The 19,924-nt window shown below is 36.7% G+C and carries 22 protein-coding genes and 2 pseudogenes; 21 read left to right on the forward strand and 3 right to left on the reverse strand.

Features of this window, described 5'->3' with window-relative positions:
* Window positions 1–6: 6 nt before the first annotated feature.
* The 12 genes from WMO42_RS11250 (at window position 7) to WMO42_RS11305 (ending at window position 11,633) form a co-directional block, all read left to right on the forward strand.
* Window positions 7–888: a hypothetical protein gene (locus tag WMO42_RS11250; RefSeq protein WP_070098684.1), complete on the forward strand. Its 882-nt coding sequence runs from the start codon at window positions 7–9 to the stop codon at window positions 886–888.
* A 114-nt stretch (window positions 889–1,002) separates the two neighbouring features.
* A complete protein-coding gene (locus WMO42_RS11255) occupies window positions 1,003–1,152 on the forward strand; it encodes a CLI_3235 family bacteriocin precursor (RefSeq protein ID WP_070098685.1) in 150 nt (49 codons plus the stop codon).
* Between the two features lie 276 nt (window positions 1,153–1,428).
* Window positions 1,429–2,859: a Cys-rich peptide radical SAM maturase CcpM gene (ccpM, locus tag WMO42_RS11260; protein ID WP_055195774.1), complete on the forward strand. Its 1,431-nt coding sequence runs from the start codon at window positions 1,429–1,431 to the stop codon at window positions 2,857–2,859.
* A gap of 16 nt (window positions 2,860–2,875) precedes the next feature.
* Window positions 2,876–3,904 (forward strand): TIGR04066 family peptide maturation system protein, encoded by a 1,029-nt coding sequence (locus WMO42_RS11265; protein ID WP_055195771.1) that lies wholly within the window; start codon window positions 2,876–2,878, stop codon window positions 3,902–3,904.
* Window positions 3,905–3,917: 13 nt separating this feature from the next.
* On the forward strand, window positions 3,918–4,166 hold the full coding sequence (locus WMO42_RS11270) for a hypothetical protein (protein WP_055195769.1): 249 nt from the start codon (window positions 3,918–3,920) through the stop codon (window positions 4,164–4,166).
* Window positions 4,167–4,393: 227 nt separating this feature from the next.
* Entirely contained in the window at window positions 4,394–5,185 is a 792-nt protein-coding gene (locus WMO42_RS11275) for a DUF6033 family protein (protein WP_055195766.1), read from the forward strand.
* 115 nt (window positions 5,186–5,300) lie between these two features.
* A complete protein-coding gene (locus WMO42_RS11280; protein ID WP_055195764.1) occupies window positions 5,301–5,480 on the forward strand; it encodes a CLI_3235 family bacteriocin precursor in 180 nt (59 codons plus the stop codon).
* A gap of 146 nt (window positions 5,481–5,626) precedes the next feature.
* Complete coding sequence (gene ccpM / locus WMO42_RS11285; RefSeq protein WP_055195762.1) at window positions 5,627–7,063, forward strand: Cys-rich peptide radical SAM maturase CcpM; 1,437 nt, start codon at window positions 5,627–5,629, stop codon at window positions 7,061–7,063.
* Window position 7,064: 1 nt separating this feature from the next.
* Window positions 7,065–8,126, forward strand: a complete 1,062-nt coding sequence (locus WMO42_RS11290) for a hypothetical protein (protein WP_055195759.1) — start codon at window positions 7,065–7,067, stop codon at window positions 8,124–8,126.
* A 7-nt stretch (window positions 8,127–8,133) separates the two neighbouring features.
* Window positions 8,134–8,412 carry a hypothetical protein gene (locus WMO42_RS11295; RefSeq protein WP_055195757.1) on the forward strand — a complete coding sequence of 93 codons (279 nt, stop codon included), beginning with the start codon at window positions 8,134–8,136 and terminating at the stop codon, window positions 8,410–8,412.
* 142 nt (window positions 8,413–8,554) lie between these two features.
* On the forward strand, window positions 8,555–9,913 hold the full coding sequence (locus tag WMO42_RS11300) for a S8 family serine peptidase (RefSeq protein WP_055195755.1): 1,359 nt from the start codon (window positions 8,555–8,557) through the stop codon (window positions 9,911–9,913).
* Window positions 9,914–9,920: 7 nt separating this feature from the next.
* Window positions 9,921–11,633 (forward strand): ABC transporter ATP-binding protein, encoded by a 1,713-nt coding sequence (locus WMO42_RS11305; RefSeq protein ID WP_055230558.1) that lies wholly within the window; start codon window positions 9,921–9,923, stop codon window positions 11,631–11,633.
* Between the two features lie 82 nt (window positions 11,634–11,715).
* On the opposite strand, the gene WMO42_RS11310 is transcribed toward WMO42_RS11305, so the two are convergent.
* From WMO42_RS11310 to WMO42_RS11320, 3 genes are all read right to left on the reverse strand, one after another.
* On the reverse strand, window positions 11,716–12,063 hold the full coding sequence (locus tag WMO42_RS11310; RefSeq protein ID WP_055195751.1) for a helix-turn-helix transcriptional regulator: 348 nt from the start codon (window positions 12,061–12,063) through the stop codon (window positions 11,716–11,718).
* Window positions 12,064–12,285: 222 nt separating this feature from the next.
* A complete protein-coding gene (locus WMO42_RS11315; protein ID WP_055230559.1) occupies window positions 12,286–13,689 on the reverse strand; it encodes a relaxase/mobilization nuclease domain-containing protein in 1,404 nt (467 codons plus the stop codon).
* Entirely contained in the window at window positions 13,638–13,979 is a 342-nt protein-coding gene (locus tag WMO42_RS11320; RefSeq protein ID WP_055196095.1) for a MobC family plasmid mobilization relaxosome protein, read from the reverse strand. The genes WMO42_RS11315 and WMO42_RS11320 overlap by 52 nt, the downstream gene beginning before the upstream one ends.
* A gap of 658 nt (window positions 13,980–14,637) precedes the next feature.
* Here WMO42_RS11320 and WMO42_RS11325 point away from each other — a divergent pair.
* From WMO42_RS11325 to WMO42_RS11365, 9 genes and pseudogenes are all read left to right on the forward strand, one after another.
* Window positions 14,638–14,967: an HTH domain-containing protein gene (locus WMO42_RS11325; RefSeq protein ID WP_055196094.1), complete on the forward strand. Its 330-nt coding sequence runs from the start codon at window positions 14,638–14,640 to the stop codon at window positions 14,965–14,967.
* Window positions 14,968–15,144: 177 nt separating this feature from the next.
* Window positions 15,145–15,306, forward strand: a complete 162-nt coding sequence (locus WMO42_RS11330) for a hypothetical protein (protein WP_172704766.1) — start codon at window positions 15,145–15,147, stop codon at window positions 15,304–15,306.
* A 186-nt stretch (window positions 15,307–15,492) separates the two neighbouring features.
* Complete coding sequence (locus WMO42_RS11335; RefSeq protein WP_172678263.1) at window positions 15,493–15,687, forward strand: DUF6462 family protein; 195 nt, start codon at window positions 15,493–15,495, stop codon at window positions 15,685–15,687.
* A gap of 96 nt (window positions 15,688–15,783) precedes the next feature.
* A complete protein-coding gene (locus tag WMO42_RS11340) occupies window positions 15,784–15,978 on the forward strand; it encodes a hypothetical protein (RefSeq protein WP_055196093.1) in 195 nt (64 codons plus the stop codon).
* Window positions 15,979–15,992: 14 nt separating this feature from the next.
* The gene (locus WMO42_RS11345) at window positions 15,993–17,231 is read left to right on the forward strand and encodes a tyrosine-type recombinase/integrase (protein WP_055196097.1); all 1,239 of its coding nucleotides are present in this window, start codon (window positions 15,993–15,995) and stop codon (window positions 17,229–17,231) included.
* Between the two features lie 173 nt (window positions 17,232–17,404).
* A pseudogene (locus WMO42_RS11350) lies at window positions 17,405–17,887 on the forward strand (lysine--tRNA ligase); the annotation flags it as partial.
* A 263-nt stretch (window positions 17,888–18,150) separates the two neighbouring features.
* Entirely contained in the window at window positions 18,151–19,035 is an 885-nt protein-coding gene (locus WMO42_RS11355) for a MerR family transcriptional regulator (RefSeq protein ID WP_023920554.1), read from the forward strand.
* A gap of 209 nt (window positions 19,036–19,244) precedes the next feature.
* Window positions 19,245–19,592: a helix-turn-helix transcriptional regulator gene (locus WMO42_RS11360; protein WP_349192301.1), complete on the forward strand. Its 348-nt coding sequence runs from the start codon at window positions 19,245–19,247 to the stop codon at window positions 19,590–19,592.
* A 14-nt stretch (window positions 19,593–19,606) separates the two neighbouring features.
* Window positions 19,607–19,822: pseudogene (locus WMO42_RS11365) on the forward strand (DUF5688 family protein); the annotation flags it as partial.
* Window positions 19,823–19,924 lie beyond the last annotated feature (102 nt).

The raw sequence follows: 19,924 nt of genomic DNA on the forward strand, positions 1-19,924 counted from the left end.
AGGCTTATGTCAGAAATAAACAGTTTCAGCGACTACGCAAGTAAATATAACACAAATATGGATTATTCTTCGTTATTTGGCGGCGGTGCTCCCTATATAGATAATGGCATGGGCGGGATCAATGTGTCGGACTATGCCATGATTAAAAACGGAAGCTATGGAAAACTGATGAAGGCTTATTATGCGAAACAGGATGCGGATAAGCTGTCACAGTTCGGTGATTCTTCCAAAACACTGACGCTGATGCGTTCCAGTGCGGACTCGCTGAAAAAGTCTGCGGAAGTGTTGGGCGATGTCTCGCTTTATGAGAAAAAGAAATTCAAGAAAAAGGACGAGGAAACCGGAGAAGAAATCGAGGTCGAGGATTATGACTGGGATGCGATCACAAAGGCGGTTAAAACCTTTGTTGACGATTACAATTCGGTGGTAGAACAGGCAGGAAATTCAGAAACGAAGAATGTGCTGCGCAATGCGGCATGGATGACCGGTATAACGGAGAAGGCGGGCAATCTGCTCTCGAAAGTAGGCATTACCATTGGAAAGGGCAATAAGCTGGAGTTTGATGAGGAAGGCTTGAAGAAAAAAACAACGTTAGGAGAAAGCGGTATTGAGTTTGACAATATTTCTACTTTAAAATCCCTGTTTACAGGGTATGGCTCATTTGCTAGCCAGATTGAGCAGAAAGCTTCGGCGATATCCAGCGCTGCGGCGAGGACAAAGGGAGTGGATCAAACCTACAATAAGAGCGGGGCTTATTCCGACACGCTGTCGAAGCTGTTTGGTAGTACCGTGGATGAAAAAGTGGGTGATAAGTTCAAAGATAAAGATACGGTCAAGGACAAAAACAAGGATAAAGAGAAAGATAAGAGTTCTGATAAAACTTCTTAAATCCAAGACAGATAAAAAAGCGATGAGAAAGATTGAGTTTGCGCTAATCACAATGGCTTGATATACAATATATATTAACCATAAATATATTGTAGTAGGAAGGAGGTGACAAAGATGAGGAAGTTAGGAAAAAAGGTTACTCTGGATAAGAGGTCCTTGCAGGCATACAAGTTCTGCGTATGTTCAAATTGCCCATGCCCTTCAGGCACGAGCAGCTATAGCGCAAAGGCATCTGATTCAGAAAGAAAAGCACCAACGAATTAGGGCTTGAAGTAGGCGACATCTAAACTCTAGATGCCATATGTGAAGGGAAGCATATATTCAGTACCTATGCGTATGGCATTTGGAGCGATGATAGAGCGGAGGTTTCTGATTACGGAAGAAGATGACAAAGATGAGCAAGCTAGGGGGACATGTCCTTCAGGCACGAGTAGCTATAATGCAAAGGCATCTGATTCAGAAAGAAAGACACCAACAAATTAAGTTTAAAACATGCGGCATCTAATCTTGGATGCCGCAATGCTATAGGAGAAAAAATAAATGTCAGTACCTTATATTCATACTTTTTATACTCCGAAAGGATATTATTTTTATGACTTTAATACCAATGCAATAGTCCGAATTAATAAAAGTGTATATGATTTTCTGAATGAATGGGAAAAAAACAAGGATTGTCCTAATTCGCAATCCGAATGTGGAAATATAATAGATGAACTAAAAAGAGCGGGTTTTCTGTCGGAACGTCATTGGACCAAGATTGAACATCCTGCAACTAAGATGTTGGATAGATATTTGCATAGTTCTGTGGAATCAATTACTTTACAGGTAACACAGCAGTGTAATTTAAAGTGTAATTATTGTCCCTATTCAGGGAGTTATTATAATAGAGAGCATAGTAACAGGCATATGTCATTTGAAACAGCTAAACAAGCAATTGATTTTTATATTGCACATTCTTTTGATATTCCTGTTGCTCATATTGGATTTTATGGAGGGGAACCTTTAATAGAATATGATTTGATTCGCAAAATTGTTGAATATTGTAGAGAAAAATGTTTTGGCAAAAAAATAATGTATTTTATGACTACAAATGCGACTCTTCTTACAGAAGAAGTAATTGATTTTTTAATGGAGAATGAATTTAATTTATCAATAAGTTTGGATGGACCGAGGAATTATCATGATCGCAATAGGCACAGAATTGATGATAGCGGTTCGTTTGATATAGTAATGCAAAATATTGAAAGATTATATAAACGATATCCTGAGAAAAAAGATAATGTCCAGTTTAATTGTGTGCTTGATCCCACATCAGATATAAAGTGTATAAATGATTTCTTTATGAATGAAGATATGCTTAAGGAATATAGGGTTCTTTTCAATTCTCTTTCGAGGGAAGGGATTAAGGATAATGATAAATTTGTTCCTAATAAAGATTATCTTGAACAATTCGAATATGAGTTGTTTAAGATGTTCTATTCAAAATCAGAAAAAATAGAAGGAATAGATGTATCAAAGGTTGTGGAGTCATACTATTTGCAAATCAAAACTGTGTATGCACAGAGAAAAATGAGCAGTTTTGTTGAAGATTTTTCGCATCCCGGAGGACCATGCATTCCGGGTACACATAAGCTGTTTGTCAATGTAAAGGGTGATTTTTATCCATGTGAGAAAGTTTGTGAGTGTTCGGCAGATACAATCATAGGGAATATAGATAAGGGATTTGATTTAGATAAGGCTGAGACGCTTTTGAATGTTGGAAAACTGACTGAGGAACAGTGTAGGGACTGTTGGTGTGCAAAATATTGTTATATATGTACTGCACATTTGGATCAGGGCGATGGGTTATCAAGAGAATTAAAACAAAAACATTGTGCTGGAGTAAGAAAAAGCATAGAAAATGATTTTAAAGATTATTGTCTTTTGCATGAAATGAGTGGATTGGACGATGATGTGATCTATTTGAACTGAGAAGGGAGTGAAATAGATGGCAGCTGCAAGCAGGGCACTGATGTATCCGTATGATATATCGCTATTACATATGATTATGCACAAATTTCCAGATTTTGAAATTATTGAAGTGGCATCACCAAATGGCTGGGGGTATGTAGGCAAGGATGCTGGAAGTAAGATAGGAATAGAAACAGGTATTATAGTGAAGCATGAACAGGAAATAGAATTCAATCAGATTGAAAAGCTGTTCCTTATGCCATCAATTATATCATTAGACGATAAATGTTTCAGAACAATTATTGATAAAGCAAAAAGTTTGAATATTGAAATTATTGATATGAGGAATAATGGAAATGACGTTTGCTTAAAAAGAGATGATAAGCTGTATGGAACAGAGATTAAGAAAATAGATAAGCCTGTTGTCCTTGTGATTGGAACTGGGGACAGGACAAATAAGTTTGACATCCAGTTGATTGTAAGAGAGTGCTTTCAAAAAAAAGGATATACTGTTTCGCAAATAGGAACAAAAGGATATTGTGAATATTTAGGTTTCCACAGTTTCCCCAATTTTATGTATTCCAATTTGCAGGTGACGGACAGGATACTTGGGTTCAATCATTATATTTATGAGCTGTCTAAGTCTGAAAATGCTGATGTTATCATTATAGGTGTGCCTGGTGGATTAATGCCCTACAGCGAGAAATATAATAATGATTTTGGCTATTTGAATTTTATGGTATCAAACGCTGTTGTTCCCGATTATGTTGTATTGGCGACAACGTATGTAGATTATAATAGGGATTATATCAATGCTATCGTTGATTCGTTGCGGTATAAATATGAATATGATGTGGATGCGGTTTTTATTGGGAATAGTTCTATTAATTGGGATGTAACAGAATCGTTGGATACTCTTACTTATGTAACACTGGATAAAAATTTTATTGATGAAGAAGTAAGGAAATGTAATGCTTACTCTGTGTATGATTCAGATAGTATTAAACAGTTTAGCGAGCAATTAATTAATACATTGGTGGGATATGACAACTATCCGACACTCTAAGGAGGAAAAGTATATGGTGGAAGAATTGAAACCAATGTTGGAAAATATTTCGGGAAAGAAACTAGACGAATTGTGTGATGATGAATGCCTTTTTTCCAGAAAGTATGCAATGAATGCAAGAGATATTGTTTATTTTCTAGTCGAAATAGAAGAACGATATGGTGTAGTATTCGATAAAGAAAAAATAAATAATCCGGATTTTTTTACTCTGAAAAATATTTCAAATGAACTATTAGCGAAAAGGGAATTGAAAAATTGCTGACCAGTTTTTTTAAGATTTCGGAGAAATACAATAATTCTGTGAAAATTGTGATTATGATATAGTGAGTGCAAGTGGCACAAGCACTTCTTCACTTTTTAACGGATATGTTTTTGGGGAAGCTGGAAAGTGTAGACTTTGACTATGAGAAATGTTTCAACATCCATTTATGGATGTTGATATAAAAGTTTAAAGTATATTGAAAATTTATAAGATAGGAGGAATTTTTTATGGCAATTTCTAGTGTAGGAAGTTATACAAATAGTTATGAAAACTTGTATACTTATAATCAGACTAAAAAAAGTGAAACAAGCGAGATATCTGAGGTAAAAACGGAAACCACAAAGAAGAGTAACAATGAAGAATATCTCAAAAGTTTGCAAAAGCAAGTGCCCTATATGAAGTTGCAAATTGGATATGGGCTTAATACAAGTAATGACGGCAAAGTGAATGTTGTAGATGTCAACCCCAAGCTTGTGGAGAAAATGCAGAATGATCCGAAAGCAGCAAAGGAGTATACACAGAGATTAAAGGATGTAGAATCTGCTTTAAAATGGCTCGATAATTATAAAAAATCAGTAGGGTCCACTGTAATTGTAAGGCATGATTATATTGATGAAAACGGAAATCTTTCTCATTTTTCTGTTTCGATAAGAAAAGATGAGATGAACGAAAGACTCCGTAAAGAAGCGCAGGAAAATGCCGAAAAGCAGATTGAAAAAACCCGTGAAAATGCACGTAAGAAAGCAGAACAGATTGCGGAAAAGCTGGAAGAAAAAGCTGAAGAAGCTAAAGAAGATGGTGAAAAAATAGCAATATCTGAAGGTATTCAGGATGAAAATGAAATTGTGAAGGACAGGGCGGAAAAACTGCTTTCCGAGAAGTTGGAAAATGCGACTGATGGGGAAGTGTACCTTGACAATGAAGATATGCAGGTAATTATTGATGCAGCCCAAAATAGAGAAGCTGTTACAACCAACACATCTTCAGAAGTTGGAAAAAATTTTGATTTTAAAATCTAATAGAGGAAGAAATTTGATTTTCTGATTATGCTTAAATAATTAAACAGCAGATGGTAAAGGCTTGACTTTTGTCAGGTATTATGACCATAAATTTATAGAAGAGGAGGTGAAAAAGATGAAAAAATTAGGAAAGAAGGCAAAAGTACATGAAAATAGCTTGTCTGCGTATTGTTCTTCGGCATGTACCTGTCTTACAATTACATGTACATGTTCAAGCACAAGTCATGATCCGACTGGAAACTATTTTCAGGGAGATGTAAAGGCTGATTCAGCAGGTACAATTGTATGGCTGTAATGCAGGTTACTGGTAAAGTCATTTTTCAATGAATAGGTAGATTGTTGAAAAAATGACTTTTTCAGTGCTTTTGCTACAATGTGCAAAGGGAGTTAGATTGTGCTTGTTTTTGACAATTTAACTCCCTTTAATAATAGGAGGTACAAATGAAAGTAGAAGCACCATTTATCCATTTGATTAAGTTACATACGAAGTATTATCTGTATGATGTAAATTCAAAAATGATTGTAAATATAAGCAATGATTTATTTGATTTTTTCAAAAGTAATGAAAATATAAAAGCAGAAATTGAAATTCCTCATAAATTGGAAGATGAAGTCCGTAGGCTTTTGAAATATGATTTGTTCAGTAAAACAGATACTGGCTATGAAATAGAATATCCGCAAGGTACGAATTTAGAAGAAATTTTAAATAACTGTATGAGGATTATGACATTGCAGGTAACGCAGAATTGTAATTTGCGCTGCAAATATTGTGTCTATTCGGGTTCTTATTCCAACCGGGTTCACAGTAATAAACGAATGTCATTTGAAACGGCAAAAAGTGCCATTGATTTTTTGTATGCACATAGCAGTATGACTACATCAATAGGCATTGGTTTTTATGGAGGAGAACCTCTACTTGAGTTTGACTTATTAAAGAAATGTGTAGAGTATGCGAAAATGAAATTTATTGGCAAAGATTTAAGTTTTACACTGACAACGAATGCTACATTATTGACAGAAGAAATTATGAAATTTTTTGTAAAAAATAACTTTTTTGTCACCATTAGCTTTGATGGTCCTCAAGTAATACAAGATAAGAATAGGGTTATGGCAGACGGAAAAAGTGGTTCTTTTGAGACAGTTATGAAAAATGTAGAAATGTTTTTAAATAAGTATCCTGATTTTTCTTGGCATGTCAGTTTCAATGCAGTATTGGACCCAACGAATGATTTTAGTTGTTCAAATGATTTCTTTATGAACTTTGAAACGGTAAAAAGTATAACAGCAAATGGAGTGTTGGTCAGTACAGATGGATTAAAGAAGGAATTAGAAAAGGATGAAACATTTTCCATAGCTTATGAATATGAAATGTTCAAGAATTTTTTATGTAGTTGTGGTAAATTAGATAAGATAGGAAGCAAGCTGTCTGTTGCCTATATTGAACAGTTGGAAAAGCTAGTTGCAAAAAGGGAAGTAGGAATTGAAAAAAATAAGAAATTTGCGCATCCTGGAGGACCCTGTTTAATCGGAGTGCATAAATTTTTTGTAAATGCGGATGGTAATTTTTACCCATGCGAGCGTGTTGATGAAAGTGCAAATGTTACGAAGATAGGTAATATTAAGAGTGGATTTGATTTTGACAGAATCAGGGAACTGCTAAACATTGGTAAATTAACGGAGAATGAATGTAAGAACTGTTGGGCATTTCAATTCTGTATCCAATGTTTCCGCTCAGCGGTGGATGGTGATAAACTGTCAAAAGAAAAAAGATTAGCTAAATGCAAAAGTTCAAAAATGAATGCAGAGGAAAGTATAAAGGATTATATTGTACTAAAAGAATATCATTCAAAATTTGGAGAAGGATTGAGGGGGAATTGATATGAATACGAATGAGCCATGTGCGGCAGTTTTTCCTGTAGATGAGGATTTCATGCGCTTGCCGAATAATGATGTGATACAACTGGAAGGAAGGCAACAAAAAATAACATATTATTTGACATTGGGTGGCTGGAATATTTCAAGTCCCAATCATATTATAAATGTTATTGATAAGTTTGATTTCAGCCAGTTAGATGTGCTTGTTCTTGTTAATTCCTACCATTTCTTAGAACATAGGGTTATTGAAGATATTATTAGAATAGCAGCACAGAATAACATAGAGATTTATTGGGCTAGGGATGATCGAGATGTAGACAGACAGGCTATAGAGGAAATGTCGGACGAATTAAAGGTGTGTACATCGTTTATTTGCAATGAAGTCGCTGCTGATATAAGTACAGTGTTACATAACTTTGATATACCCATTGTAAGCATAGCGGGGGTTGGTCCATATGTTCAGAAGTTTCAGGTAGGACTCAAACTTAGAAATGACTTCGTGAGTGCTGGATACAAAACCTTATATATAAGCTCCCGTAGGGAAGGTGTGTTATTTGGAGCTAGGATATTTCCAGAGTTTCTCTTTGAGAATGGCATGAGTTTTTCAGAAAAAATTTATGGAATTAATCACTACATCGAAAAATTATGCCGGGAAGAACAGCCGGATGTTGTATTGATTAGTGTTCCTGGTGAAACAATGGAATTGAGCCAAAAACATAAATTGGATTTCGGGTACTTAGCCAGCATTGTTTTTTCCGCAATCAAGCCAGATGTATCCATATTAAATTTATATAATCTGAAATATACAGATGAATTTTTAGAAGAACAGAAGAGTTATTGTAAATACCGTTTTGGTGCAGTTCCGGATTTGTTTTATGCTACATATACAGGAATTGTTGAATCGTCTTTACAGGAAGCATGGATACAATATTATCATGGAGATAAAATATATGATGATTTACTGACAAAAAACAAGCTGTTTAATGAAGCAGATGTGATGAATGGTCTATTTTTTGAGCGGGTTATGGAGATATTGGAAGAATATGGTTCATTAGATTTTATGTGAGGTGCATATGGAAGATAACAGAACAAGCATAAAGAAAAGGTTAGATGATATTTTTATAGAAAAAATGGGTTACTTAGTTAATAGACTTACAAACGATCAGCGTTCAAAGAGTTTGTTGAGTGATAGTGCTGGTATGCAGGCAAGGGATTTATTGAAACTTTATATGGAATTAGAAAACGAATTTCATATTGACTTTAATCCACTTGTATTAGACGGAAACTTTGATAAATATGATTGCCTATTAGGATATATTGTAAGAAAAACCGGAGAGAAGAATGTCAATTAAGAAGATTCATATTTATGTCATTGATGACGGAATATTAAACCGAAAAACGAATTTAATATATGCTTTAAGGTTTTAGTATTGCAGAGAAATTTTGATAAATAAAGTTGTATCATTGGATACGTAAAAGAATATGGTGATTTTAATGGTAAACAATAAAGTACATGTATGCATTATAGATAACGGAGTATTTTGCGGACAAGTTCATTTATATAAAAATATGGAAGTTGTTGGTAATGAAATCAGATTGGTTATATCTGAAAGTGATAAATTGTCGCATGGATCATCCTGTGCCAAAGTAATAGAAGCAAACATAGAAAAATCATATGAACTGAGCAGTATCACTATTTTGGATTCATATGGGAAGGGTGAAGTAGGGAGTTTGCTTTTGGCACTGGAATGGTGTAAAAATAATGCTGTTGATATTATCAATCTGAGTTTGGGAAGCACATACTTCAAAGACAGAAGATTGCTGCAAGAAATCATTAACGAGTGTGCGTATTCAGGTTTGATTATTGTGGCTGCCCTGTCTAATTCAGGATTTGCAACATATCCTGCCGGATTTACGAACGTGATTGCAGTGAGAAAATCCGATGTATTAAAAAGGCGGGAATATAAAGTAAATTATAGTGCAGGGCTTGGATTTGGCATTGTTGAAACATATGGGAGCGATACAGTTCTTGTTGATGGTAAAATGCATCAGACAAGAGCTAGTAATAGTATTGCAACGCCTTATGTAACTTCTAAAATTGCTGATATTTATTTTAAGGGTATTACTCCATTTTATATTAGACGATTTTTTTCACAGGAGCAAATAGATATAAATTGTTTTTATGTTGATTGGATTAGAACAGCGTATCTTAGTCATGTGCAGTTGCCTTCTAGAATATGCAGTTTTTGTGTTTCAGATGATTTAGACAGTTCTGATACGGTTATTCTTGGAGAAATGGATAATATTGAGCATTATCTTGATGCAGGGAAAAATATAATATACTTGGGAAATGATAAGTTGGAAATGACAAGCGATCATTGTTATATTTGGTCAAGATATAATAGGGAAAGGCAAATAGAACTGAACTCATATACTGATAATGAAGATATTGAAATACCAGTAATTTTTGTTAAAGGCTGTGATTCGCTAAATAAGGTTCGGGAACTATGCCGCAAAATGATTGAGCAAGATTACAACGCATATGGTATAACTGACAAAATTGTTGGGGAACTCATTGGACTTAGATATATTCCGGTAGAGAAGAAAAAAGGAACTGATATAAAAAAATATATTTGCAGTGAAATATTTTATGGACAATATGATATTTTAATCTGCGATTTGGGTAATTACTCAAAAGAGGATATTCAAACGGAAATTTGTATAGAGCCTGATGTATATATATATGCAGATGATGCAGAAATCTCTGTTTATAGTGAAGAAGAAAGCAAGGTGTTTAAGAAAATTAAAGGTATACCAGAGCAGTATATTATTGAACTGCTTACAAGGGAGTAATGATTGAATGACAGAAAAGGATATAATTCATAAATTAACATATTTGCTACATGGGCACAGAAGAAAAATTTTCATAATATTTGGATGTCTCTTAATATCTACCGGATTAAATTTATGTATTCCGTTTATTAGTAAAGAAATTATGGATGAGGGATTTATTGGCGGCAATAAAAATATTTTGTTATATTTGGTAGTAGGCTCTTTTGCTATATATATGCTCATATCAGCTTTGAATATTATCAAAGAGAAAGTGCGTGTGGAAATTGTTGCTAAAGTACAGTATTCATTATGGCATCAGGCATATGAACATCTGATGAGGATGAAAATAAATTATTTTGATGATAGAAATGCTGCGGAAATATTTAATAATCTTAGTGTAGATATTGCAAATATGGTATCCGTTGCGGATGAAAGTGCATTTTTTGTTGTGACACAGGCATTCAGCATGGTTGGAGGGGTTATTGGTCTTTTTATATTGGATTACCGTATGACGATTTTAGTATTGCTGTTTATTCCAATCAAGGCTGTTGTTATGAAATATTTTGCAAAATACCGTAAGAAAGTCATGGATGAATTTATCCTTGACAGTGAAAAATATTCTAGTTGGTTTGGAGATACGGTGGGCGGTGTAAAGGAGGTAAAGCTCTTTGATATACTAGACAACAAGCACAGAGAGTTTGATGAAAAACAAAGGGTAGTGATTCGCAAGCAGAAGAAAATGAATATGCTTAGTCAGTGGAATAGTGCGGCGGATGATGTATTAGTACATTTGTTGATAACGCTGATATATATAGTTGGCTCTAATCTAGTATTCAATATGCAGCTTTCGGTTGGTAGTATTTTTGCATTTATTACATACAGCTCATATGTGACAGGACCAATTTCTGCCATCTTGAACATCGGTTACTTGCTGTCAGGGATTATTCCATCGACAAAAAGATACTATATGTTTATGGAACTAGACGAAGAAAACAGTAACCAGAAGATAACAACATCCCCACAGTTTGGAGATATAGAGTTAAAGAATATATCATTTGCTTATGAGGAGGGAAAGCCTATTTTAGACGGTGTGAGCGTTATATTTCCAAAAGGAAGCAAAACGGCTATTATAGGCAGGAATGGTTCTGGCAAGACTACTATTATCAACCTACTTACGAGGCTCTATGAACCAGAAAATGGGCAGATATTACTGAATGGAACAAATATTGCGGATATGTCGTTACAGGCATATAGAGAAATGGTTTCCATCGTCAGCCAGCAGATATATCTTTTTAATGACAGCATAAGGAATAATATCTGTCTTTATAAGCAGGTAAGCGATGCTATGCTAAAAATAGCTTGTAGAGACAGTGGATTAGAAGATTTTATAAAAGAAGTATCCTTAGATTATGTGGTAGGTCAAAATGGTGCAATGCTTTCTGGCGGACAGAAACAGAAGATAGCCCTTGCAAGGGCATTGATCCATGATAAACCTATCATTATATTTGATGAAGCTACTTCCAACACCGATGCATATTCAGAGCAACAGATTAATGCATTACTGCACACTGGGCTTAGAGATAAAACGGTAATAGTGATTACACATAAAAAAGAAGTATTAAGTGAGGTGGATCAGATTGTGGTATTAGACGATGGAAAGATAGATATAGTTGGCGGATATGAGGCAGTAAAAAAGAGTAAATATTGGTTGCAGTTAAGGGATGATTATGTAGATATTTAAAAAGATGTATATAAGGGATAATGTAGAAGTTGTGAAAAGAAGAAAACCAATAGCTCCGCAAATGGGATTCTATTGGTTTTTCTTATTGTTCTGAATTGTCCCGTTTTCTCATCAGCGCAAGCAGATAGTGAACCGCTGGGAGCAGCTCGGCAACTTCCTGTTCCGTACAGTCATTTAGCATGATAAAGAGTTTCTGAAGGTTAGGCTGTGGAGTTACGCTTTCCGGATAAAAAATTCTGTCTGCGGAAATATTCAGATGCCTGACAAGGGGATACAGTTTTTCAAATTTTGGATTACCACGCCCGTTTTCAATATTGAGTATAGTACGGCTGTCAAAGCCTAAAATCTCAGCCAGCTTTTCTTGCGAAAGCCCAAGTTCTGTACGGGATTTCCGTATTGCATCGGCAAGATTTTGTTTTATGTCCTGCATTATAATTCACCTCCTTAGTAGTTTACAATACACATCGTCAGGAATGAATTACAGTAGAATACAGATTTTATATGGAGTAGAATACATGATAAAAAGAAGAAAGAGAGAAAAAGACAGGTATTACATATTGAAAACAAAATCAAATATGACTTACTGCACATATTGTGGTGTATTGCAATGAGGTAAAAACCCTCAATACAATACACCTTTTTTAATGCCTGATCAGAGGGTATTCTGGTTCCGTTCTGCTTTGCGGTCAGAGGTCTGATGGTCTTGTGAATCCCGGTCAAGATACTGCTTTAGATTATCAAGTTTTCTGTTTAAGGCATTGATTTCCTTTTCCGCAGATTTATAAGTGTTCTGCAAGGTTTCTTTCTTGGAATACAAGGCGTTGTAATCGCTGCGGAGTTTTTCGACATCAAGGTTTTTTAAGTCAATGCCAAATCGTTTTAGCATATTTTCGGCACCGTCATGGAGCAGCAGCTCGGTTTCGTGTCGGCGCAGGTATGCGTCCTGATCCTTTGACTTCTGATAACGGACATGATAGATATGATTGGCTTTGTACTGCTCGGCATACTTTAAAATCTGTCCCAAATTCTTAAGCTGATGCTCGGTTTCCACAAGGCTGTTTCGTGCGGTTTTGGCAAGGGCAGACTTGGCAGCAAGCTGCTTTTCAAGCTCGGCAATGGAGCCTGCTCCGCTGTAGCTTGCGGCTGCAATTTTGAGGTTTTGAATATCAGCCCAATGTTTCAGACCGGGACTTTGTGTAAACTTCTCCTCTGAGGTGTCAATGAGCTTTTTGGAGGAATAATCTTTGATAATAGGTTTTGCCTTTCGGGGAAAAGGAACACGCTTTTGGGACTGTTCCAGAGCTTTCGCTTCAATCCGTTCCTTAATCCTTTCTCTGGTGTATTCCGCACCTAAAGATTTGACGCTGCCACGGGCAAAACGCTCTCTGTCAAGGGGACGGAAAGAGATATATTTTAAGTCATTCTCACCAAAGGTTTCACCTTTTATTTCGTAGCCCTTTGCACGGATAAGATCAAGAAAATCCTCGTAGGTATCGGCGGTCTGTATGGCTTCGTCAATATCGTTCTTGAGCTTGGTTTTCCATGAAGAACTATTTTTGTCGGCAAGCCATTCTTTGTATTTTCTGCCACGATTGTCGGAGGGAGAAATGACCGATAACTGATGCTCGCTGCACAGCTCATCATTTAAGTGCCGGATGTGGTAATAGCTCTTTTTGCAGTCGTGATATTTTTCGTGATTGACGTTATCTGCAGCACAGAAAATGATGTGGTTGTGGACGTGTCCTTTGTCAATGTGGGTGGACACAATGTATGAGTATTTTCCTTCCAGTAGTTTGTCGGCAAGCTCCACGCCGATCTGATGGGCTTCCTTGTAAGATACTTCGCTCGGCATAAAGGACTGTATCAGATGAAAGGCTTTGTTTGTGTCTGCCTGACTGGTTTTTGAAAGGGCAAATTTGAAGTCATAAGCTGCGGTTTCAGGACTGCACCCAAAGGAAGAAATGAGGATACTTTCATCAGTTTTTGCCGGATCGCAGATGTAGTCTACTGCTTTATGGACGGTTGCTTTGATAGCATGGATTTTTGTGATTGCCATACCTGTTTCATCAGCTCCTTTACTTCTTTTACATCGGCTTCATAGACATTGCCCGTGGCGTTCATACGCTTTGCAATCTGGTTCAGATTGTTGCCGATACGGGCGAGGATTGTGTTGTATTCCCGCAGGTGTTCGTAGTCCACGTCATAGACATATCCGTACAGGATCAGGTGCCGTATAAAGGATGACTTGCTTTTCATACCGGAGATTTTGAATTTCTGTTCGAGTATGTATTGTTCATCATTGTTTAGATAGATTTTCAATTCATTTTGTCTTTCTCTTTTTGCCATTGCTTAATCCTTCCCTTTCCTTTTTAAATAGAAAATTTTTGATATGCCGTTTCCGGCGGTGTGTTTTTATAAGCGTAAAAAAATCAGAAATCCCGGTGGGGTAATTACTGATTTTTGCAGCGCATAGGGGGCCAGGGGGATATGCCCCTTGCAAGCCAGTTTTCTCAAGTTTCCACTCGGAAGAAACTTGGGAAAATGGTGCCTGTGAGGGAACACAGGCAGTGCTTGCTATTCTTCTGCAAATTGCCCGAAGGGAATTTGCGTGTTGTACGAGCTTAGGCGAGTGTCCTATAACACATAAGGGCGTTACCGCCCGTTTTTCGGATAGCCTTTAGGCTGTCCGGCTGCGTAGTTTTGCAGAAGCAATAAAAAACTGCTACGGCTTGCAAAGACATGGAATGCCCGCAAAAGCTCATAGCAGTTTGAGTGTTTTTATAAAGTTGTGATTTTATCCATAAAAGATTTTAGCAAGCGGAGGGGAGAAAGTCAACCAAAGAAAGCAGGGGAGAGGGAGAAAAATAATAAGCCGGAACATACGGACAGGCAGATGAAATTTCAGTGAAAAAAATTTGCAAAAGAAACTTTTAACAATAAGCAAAGTTCTTGCGGGGTCTGCCTTTACAATAAATTTGGAGGACTAACAGAGAGGAGGTGAAGCATGAATACGATGAATCGCAGAATAGAGATTATCAACATTCTTATTATCAGACGGCATACAACAGCGAATGAGCTGGCGCAGGAGCTTGGCGTTTCTATTCGCACGATACAGTACGATATTCAGGCTTTATCTCCACAGTATCCGATTTACACGAAGCCGGGAGAAAACGGAGGGCTTTTTATAAGGGAAGATTACAATCCGCATATCAATTCACTTACTCCGATGGAGCTGGAAAATTTGCGTGAAATGTATGAGCAGACGGAAGGGGTGCATAAGAAGGTGCTGTTGCAGATTATCCGTAAGTATGGACCGGATAAGCTGAAACTCTAAACTTGTCATTCTTGTAAAGCACATAATTTTTACAGAACCGTTCATAGCAGACGGGAGAGTGTTTATGTGCTTTTTGGGCTGATAAGTCCGATTTGATTTTATCCAAAATGCAGGCGTCAGCTTGCGAGTGTACCTTGACAATTTCATAGACAAATACATACAGGACGTGTGAGATATGTGGAGCCACTATGCGGACACGCCATGAGATACCTGCTTTCATTATTTTGTGAAAGTGCATACGAGGGAATATTGATTGCTGATATTGAAGTTAAGGTAAGGAGCGATGAATGTCTGGCAAAATGCACAGCAGTTGTGTGGGGCGAGGATACATATTTTTGATAATGATACTTCCGGAGATTTCCGGTCAAATTTGATTGACGGTGCGATACCGATGTGGGCGGTGTAATGAGCTGCCACCTGTATGGATTTTTTGAAAAGATTATTTGTCTGCTGATGAGAGCCGGAAAGAGTTTGCGGCTGTCATGGGCAGATAATAAGCTACATATTTTATGTCGGAAAGAGGTGATGATAGTGGAGCGAATGAAAAACGGAAAGAGATTTGTTCGTTACAAGGAAGGTGCAGAAATGTATAGTATGTGTCAGAGTAAATTTGAGCAGATGGCGAAAGATGCAAAGGCAATATATAAGGTCGATAAGCTGGTACTTGTAAATTGTGATATTTTTGAGCAATATTTGGAAACGTTCAGATTGTATGTGTGACAATTTTGGGGTTTGAGAGATTTTGCAGTAAAAACACTTGACTTTTCGTATACGGAAAGTATAATGGTAGATAGAAGTGATTGGAGGTGCATACAGATGGCTAAAATGGGTAGACCAAAGTCTGATGCCCCGAAATTGAACACATTAAGTTTAAGGGTAACGGACAGCGAGCTGCGAGAGCTGAAAGATTATGCGGACAGTCACGGAATGACCATAACTCAATTATTGCATACGGGTGTTGATTTATTGCTTAAGACACCGGATGCGGAGGTGCAAAATCTCTTTCCTTGAAGAAAGGAGCAGAGATGGCAAAAGCAAGAAAAGATAACAAAGGCAGAGCTTTAAGAAAGGGGGAATCCCAAAGAACGGATAACACTTATGTATATACATACACTGATCCGTTCAAGAAACGCAGATTTGTATATGCCAGAGATTTACAGACACTAAGGGAGAAAGAAGCAGATTTGATTAAAAATCAGCTTGACGGATTGGATGTCTATGTGGCTGGAAGTGCAACCTTGAATTATGTTTTTGACAGGTATATGTCAACGAAGTATGACTTACGCAGGACAACACGCTCTAATTACCTATATATGTATGACCATTTTGTTAGGGAGGGGTTTGGACAGCGTAAAATCGGAGAGATTAAGTATTCCGATGTAATGTATTTCTACTATTACCTGTTGAATGAAAAGGATTTGCAGGCAAACACGGTTGACACAATCCATACGGTTTTACACCCTACATTTCAGTTGGCAGTGCGTGATGGAATAATACGCATGAATCCTTCTGACGGTGTTATGGCAGAAATCAAAAGAAAAGCAGGAAAGAATAAAGGCATTAGACACGCTTTGACGGTAGAACAGCAGAGAGCATTTATGAATTATACCGCAAACAATCCGGTATTTTATCACTGGCACCCGTTATTTACAGTATTATTAGGAACTGGGTGTAGAATTGGAGAAGTTATTGGACTGAGGTGGGACGATTTAGATTTTGAAAAACGTCTTATCAGTATCAATCATAGCGTGACTTATTATGCAAGAGAAGGGAACAAGACACGAAAGTCAGAGTTTGCGGTGTCACTTCCAAAGACAGAAGCGGGTATTCGGACTGTTCCAATGATGGATGCGGTTTATGAGGCTTTCAAAGAGGAATACGAGGTGCAGAAAGAAAATGGTTTTAATAGTACTGTAATTGATGGTATGACGGGCTTCATTTTCTGTAACCGTTTCGGTAATATCCATAATCCTCAAACAGTCAACCGAACAATCAAAAGGATTTTGGAGAATTACAATGCGGAAGAAGTGATAAATGCCAAAAAAGAGAGAAGGCAACCTGTCATTATTCCAAACTTTTCCTGCCACCACCTGCGGCATACTTTTTGCACGAGGTTCTGCGAAAAGGAAACAAATGTAAAAGTCATTCAGGCTGTCATGGGACACGCTAATATCGAAACAACAATGGATATATATGCGGAGGTCACAGACGCAAAGAAAAAAGAAGCAATCGAAAACTTATCACACAATCTTGATATATTTTAGGAGAGAGTCCTAAGATTAAATGTGTGAATTATAACAACAAAATAACTGATATACTACAAAGTTACTACGAATTTTGCTTGCATGGTACGGAATAATACCTTATAATACGTTTTGAAAATGCAGCAAATATGGGATAATACCTGATAATGTGGAATAATACTTTATCCTCTTGGGTATTCCCGACAATGAAGTCCTTAGATGGTGTAAATAAGAAAAATGATGTAAATAATACAGCTTCTGAAGCACCTGAAAAAAATGTAAAAACTGAATCTGAAAAGATTGATTTTTCTAAGGTAAAGGTAGAGCCTTTATTTGAGGAATTTGTTGATTTTGATACATTCAGTAAGTCAGATTTCCGTGCAGTAAAGGTTAAAGAGTGTGTTGCAGTACCGAAGTCAAAGAAACTGTTACAGTTTACGCTTGATGACGGAACAGGCACAGACAGAACCATTTTAAGCGGTATTCACGCTTATTATGAGCCTGAAGAACTGGTTGGAAAGACGCTTATCGCTATCACAAATCTTCCACCGAGAGCTATGATGGGCATTGACTCTTGCGGTATGCTCCTCAGTGCTATCCACGAAGAAGAAGGCGAAGAAAAGCTCCATCTTCTGATGGTTGATGACCATATTCCAGCAGGTGCAAAGCTCTATTAAGATGATGTAAAGATGTACCGTTTTACCGAATAGACGGGACGTACTTCATTTGATAAAAAACTAAAAAAACAGCGATTTACATCAAACTTACATCAATTGATGCAGAAATCGGTGCAAGCAAGAAAAAATCGCATAATTGGCAGAATGAATGGGCAGTCCTGAAATCAGGATTGCCCATTTTTAGAAGAAAGACGAAAAACTCTTGACCTGCACGCAGCGTATACGCTTATACTATCAACATAAATCATAAGGAGGTGCATCGGATGTTATTAAATGAAATTATAAATGAGGTTGGAATGACAAAGCGTGCAGTTAAGTATTATGAAGAAAAAGGATTGCTGTCAGTGGATAAAGATAACAATGGTTATCGTAACTATACTGCACAAGATGTTGAAACTTTAAAAAAGATTTCAGTATATAGAAAACTCGGTATTAGTATTAAAGACATACAGAGCCTTTTGGAAACTGGCGACAAAAGTATTCTTCTTCGTATTTATCAAGAAAAAGTGCAGGAAAAAGTTTTAAAAGACTCAGAACTCGAAGCTTTGAAGCAATTTATAGATGATGGTGACGCAGACAAAGCAAATGAGGCACTTGATTATCAAACCGTTGAAAATGCAATTGAGTCTTTGCTACCGGGAAAAGAATGGGGAGATTATTTTAAAAGTCATTTCAAACCATTTCTTAATGTAAGGTTGAAGACTCTGGAACAGAAGCAGGCACTACAGAATATATTAGAATATTGCGATGAAACGACATTGAAAGTTCCTTTTATTATGGGAATAGGTGCGAAGATGATAGGTGGGATTGCACAAGAAACCAGAACCGCAGATGAGATGATAGCCTATTATCGTGATATGAGTGAAAGTGAATATGAAAGACTAAAAGAAAAAGTATGGAAAGGTGCTAAAATGAAAAACGGTATAATGAAATACCATCCAGCATTTATTGCACAGAGAAAAATGCAGAAAGAGTTACAAAATAAAGGATATAACGATATATTCATTCCTAATTTAATGGTTCTGTCTCCAACGTATGCAGAATATAAGAAAGCGTTAGATAATGTGAACGATAGAATGTGTAGAGAACTTGGACTGTATTATGATAGCAATTATAACTTAGTTATTAAAAAAGATAATTCTAAGTAAAAGTTAAACTACCCTTTGGGAGAGGAGAAATCCTTTTCTCAAAGGGCTTTTTCTATTTATACGGATATTCGCAAACTACAAGATAAAGCCAAAACTTCATATAGGACTTCGTGGAAGAAAGAAAAAGAATAAACAGTAACAATTAACCTTGCGGGGAATGTAAGCCAGTGACTTATGTTCCCTGTTTTTTTTGATTTGGAGGACAAACAGTGGTAGGAGAAAGAATCAGATATTACAGAAAACGACAAAAAATGACACTCAGGGAACTGGGCGAGAAAAGTGGTTTTGAAAATAGAGGTGATGTAAGAATTGCCCAATACGAAAATGGTTCAAGAGTTCCAAGGACGGGAACGTTGAACAGGATTGCAAAGGCACTTGGCATTCCGCCGGAAGAATTATTCTGTGAGGACTGTGGAAAGTGCATGTTTCTCAAGAATTATTACAGAAAGAAAAGAAAATCTCATACCACTTTTGATATGGGAATCGAAGAAGACAACAGTTACAGAGAACACAAAAATCCCGAGGATGAAGGGATTTTGTATGACAATTTAGATTAAGGAGGAACCGTAATATGATGAATTACGAGATTTTTAAGGAAGTAGTAAAAGAAAAGTTTATGGATTATATGCCTGAGAAGTTCAAAGGAATGGAGCTTGTGGCAGAACCCGTGGAAAAGGTGAATGTGACTCTTGATGGCATCATCTTACGAGAGGAAGGCAGGAATATTTCGCCTACGATTTATATCAATGACATGTATAAGAAGTATCAGGACTGTGGTGATCTTGAGGTGTCACATCATTGACAAATGTACATCGCCATGATATGGTTTGAGAAATATATATATTTTTTGTCGGAAGTGTAGAGTTTTTTGTCGGATACTTTTCTAAAA

The organism is Lachnospira sp. CLA-JM-H23 (assembly GCF_040096425.1).
GTDB classification, from domain to species: Bacteria; Bacillota; Clostridia; order Lachnospirales; family Lachnospiraceae; genus Lachnospira; species Lachnospira rogosae.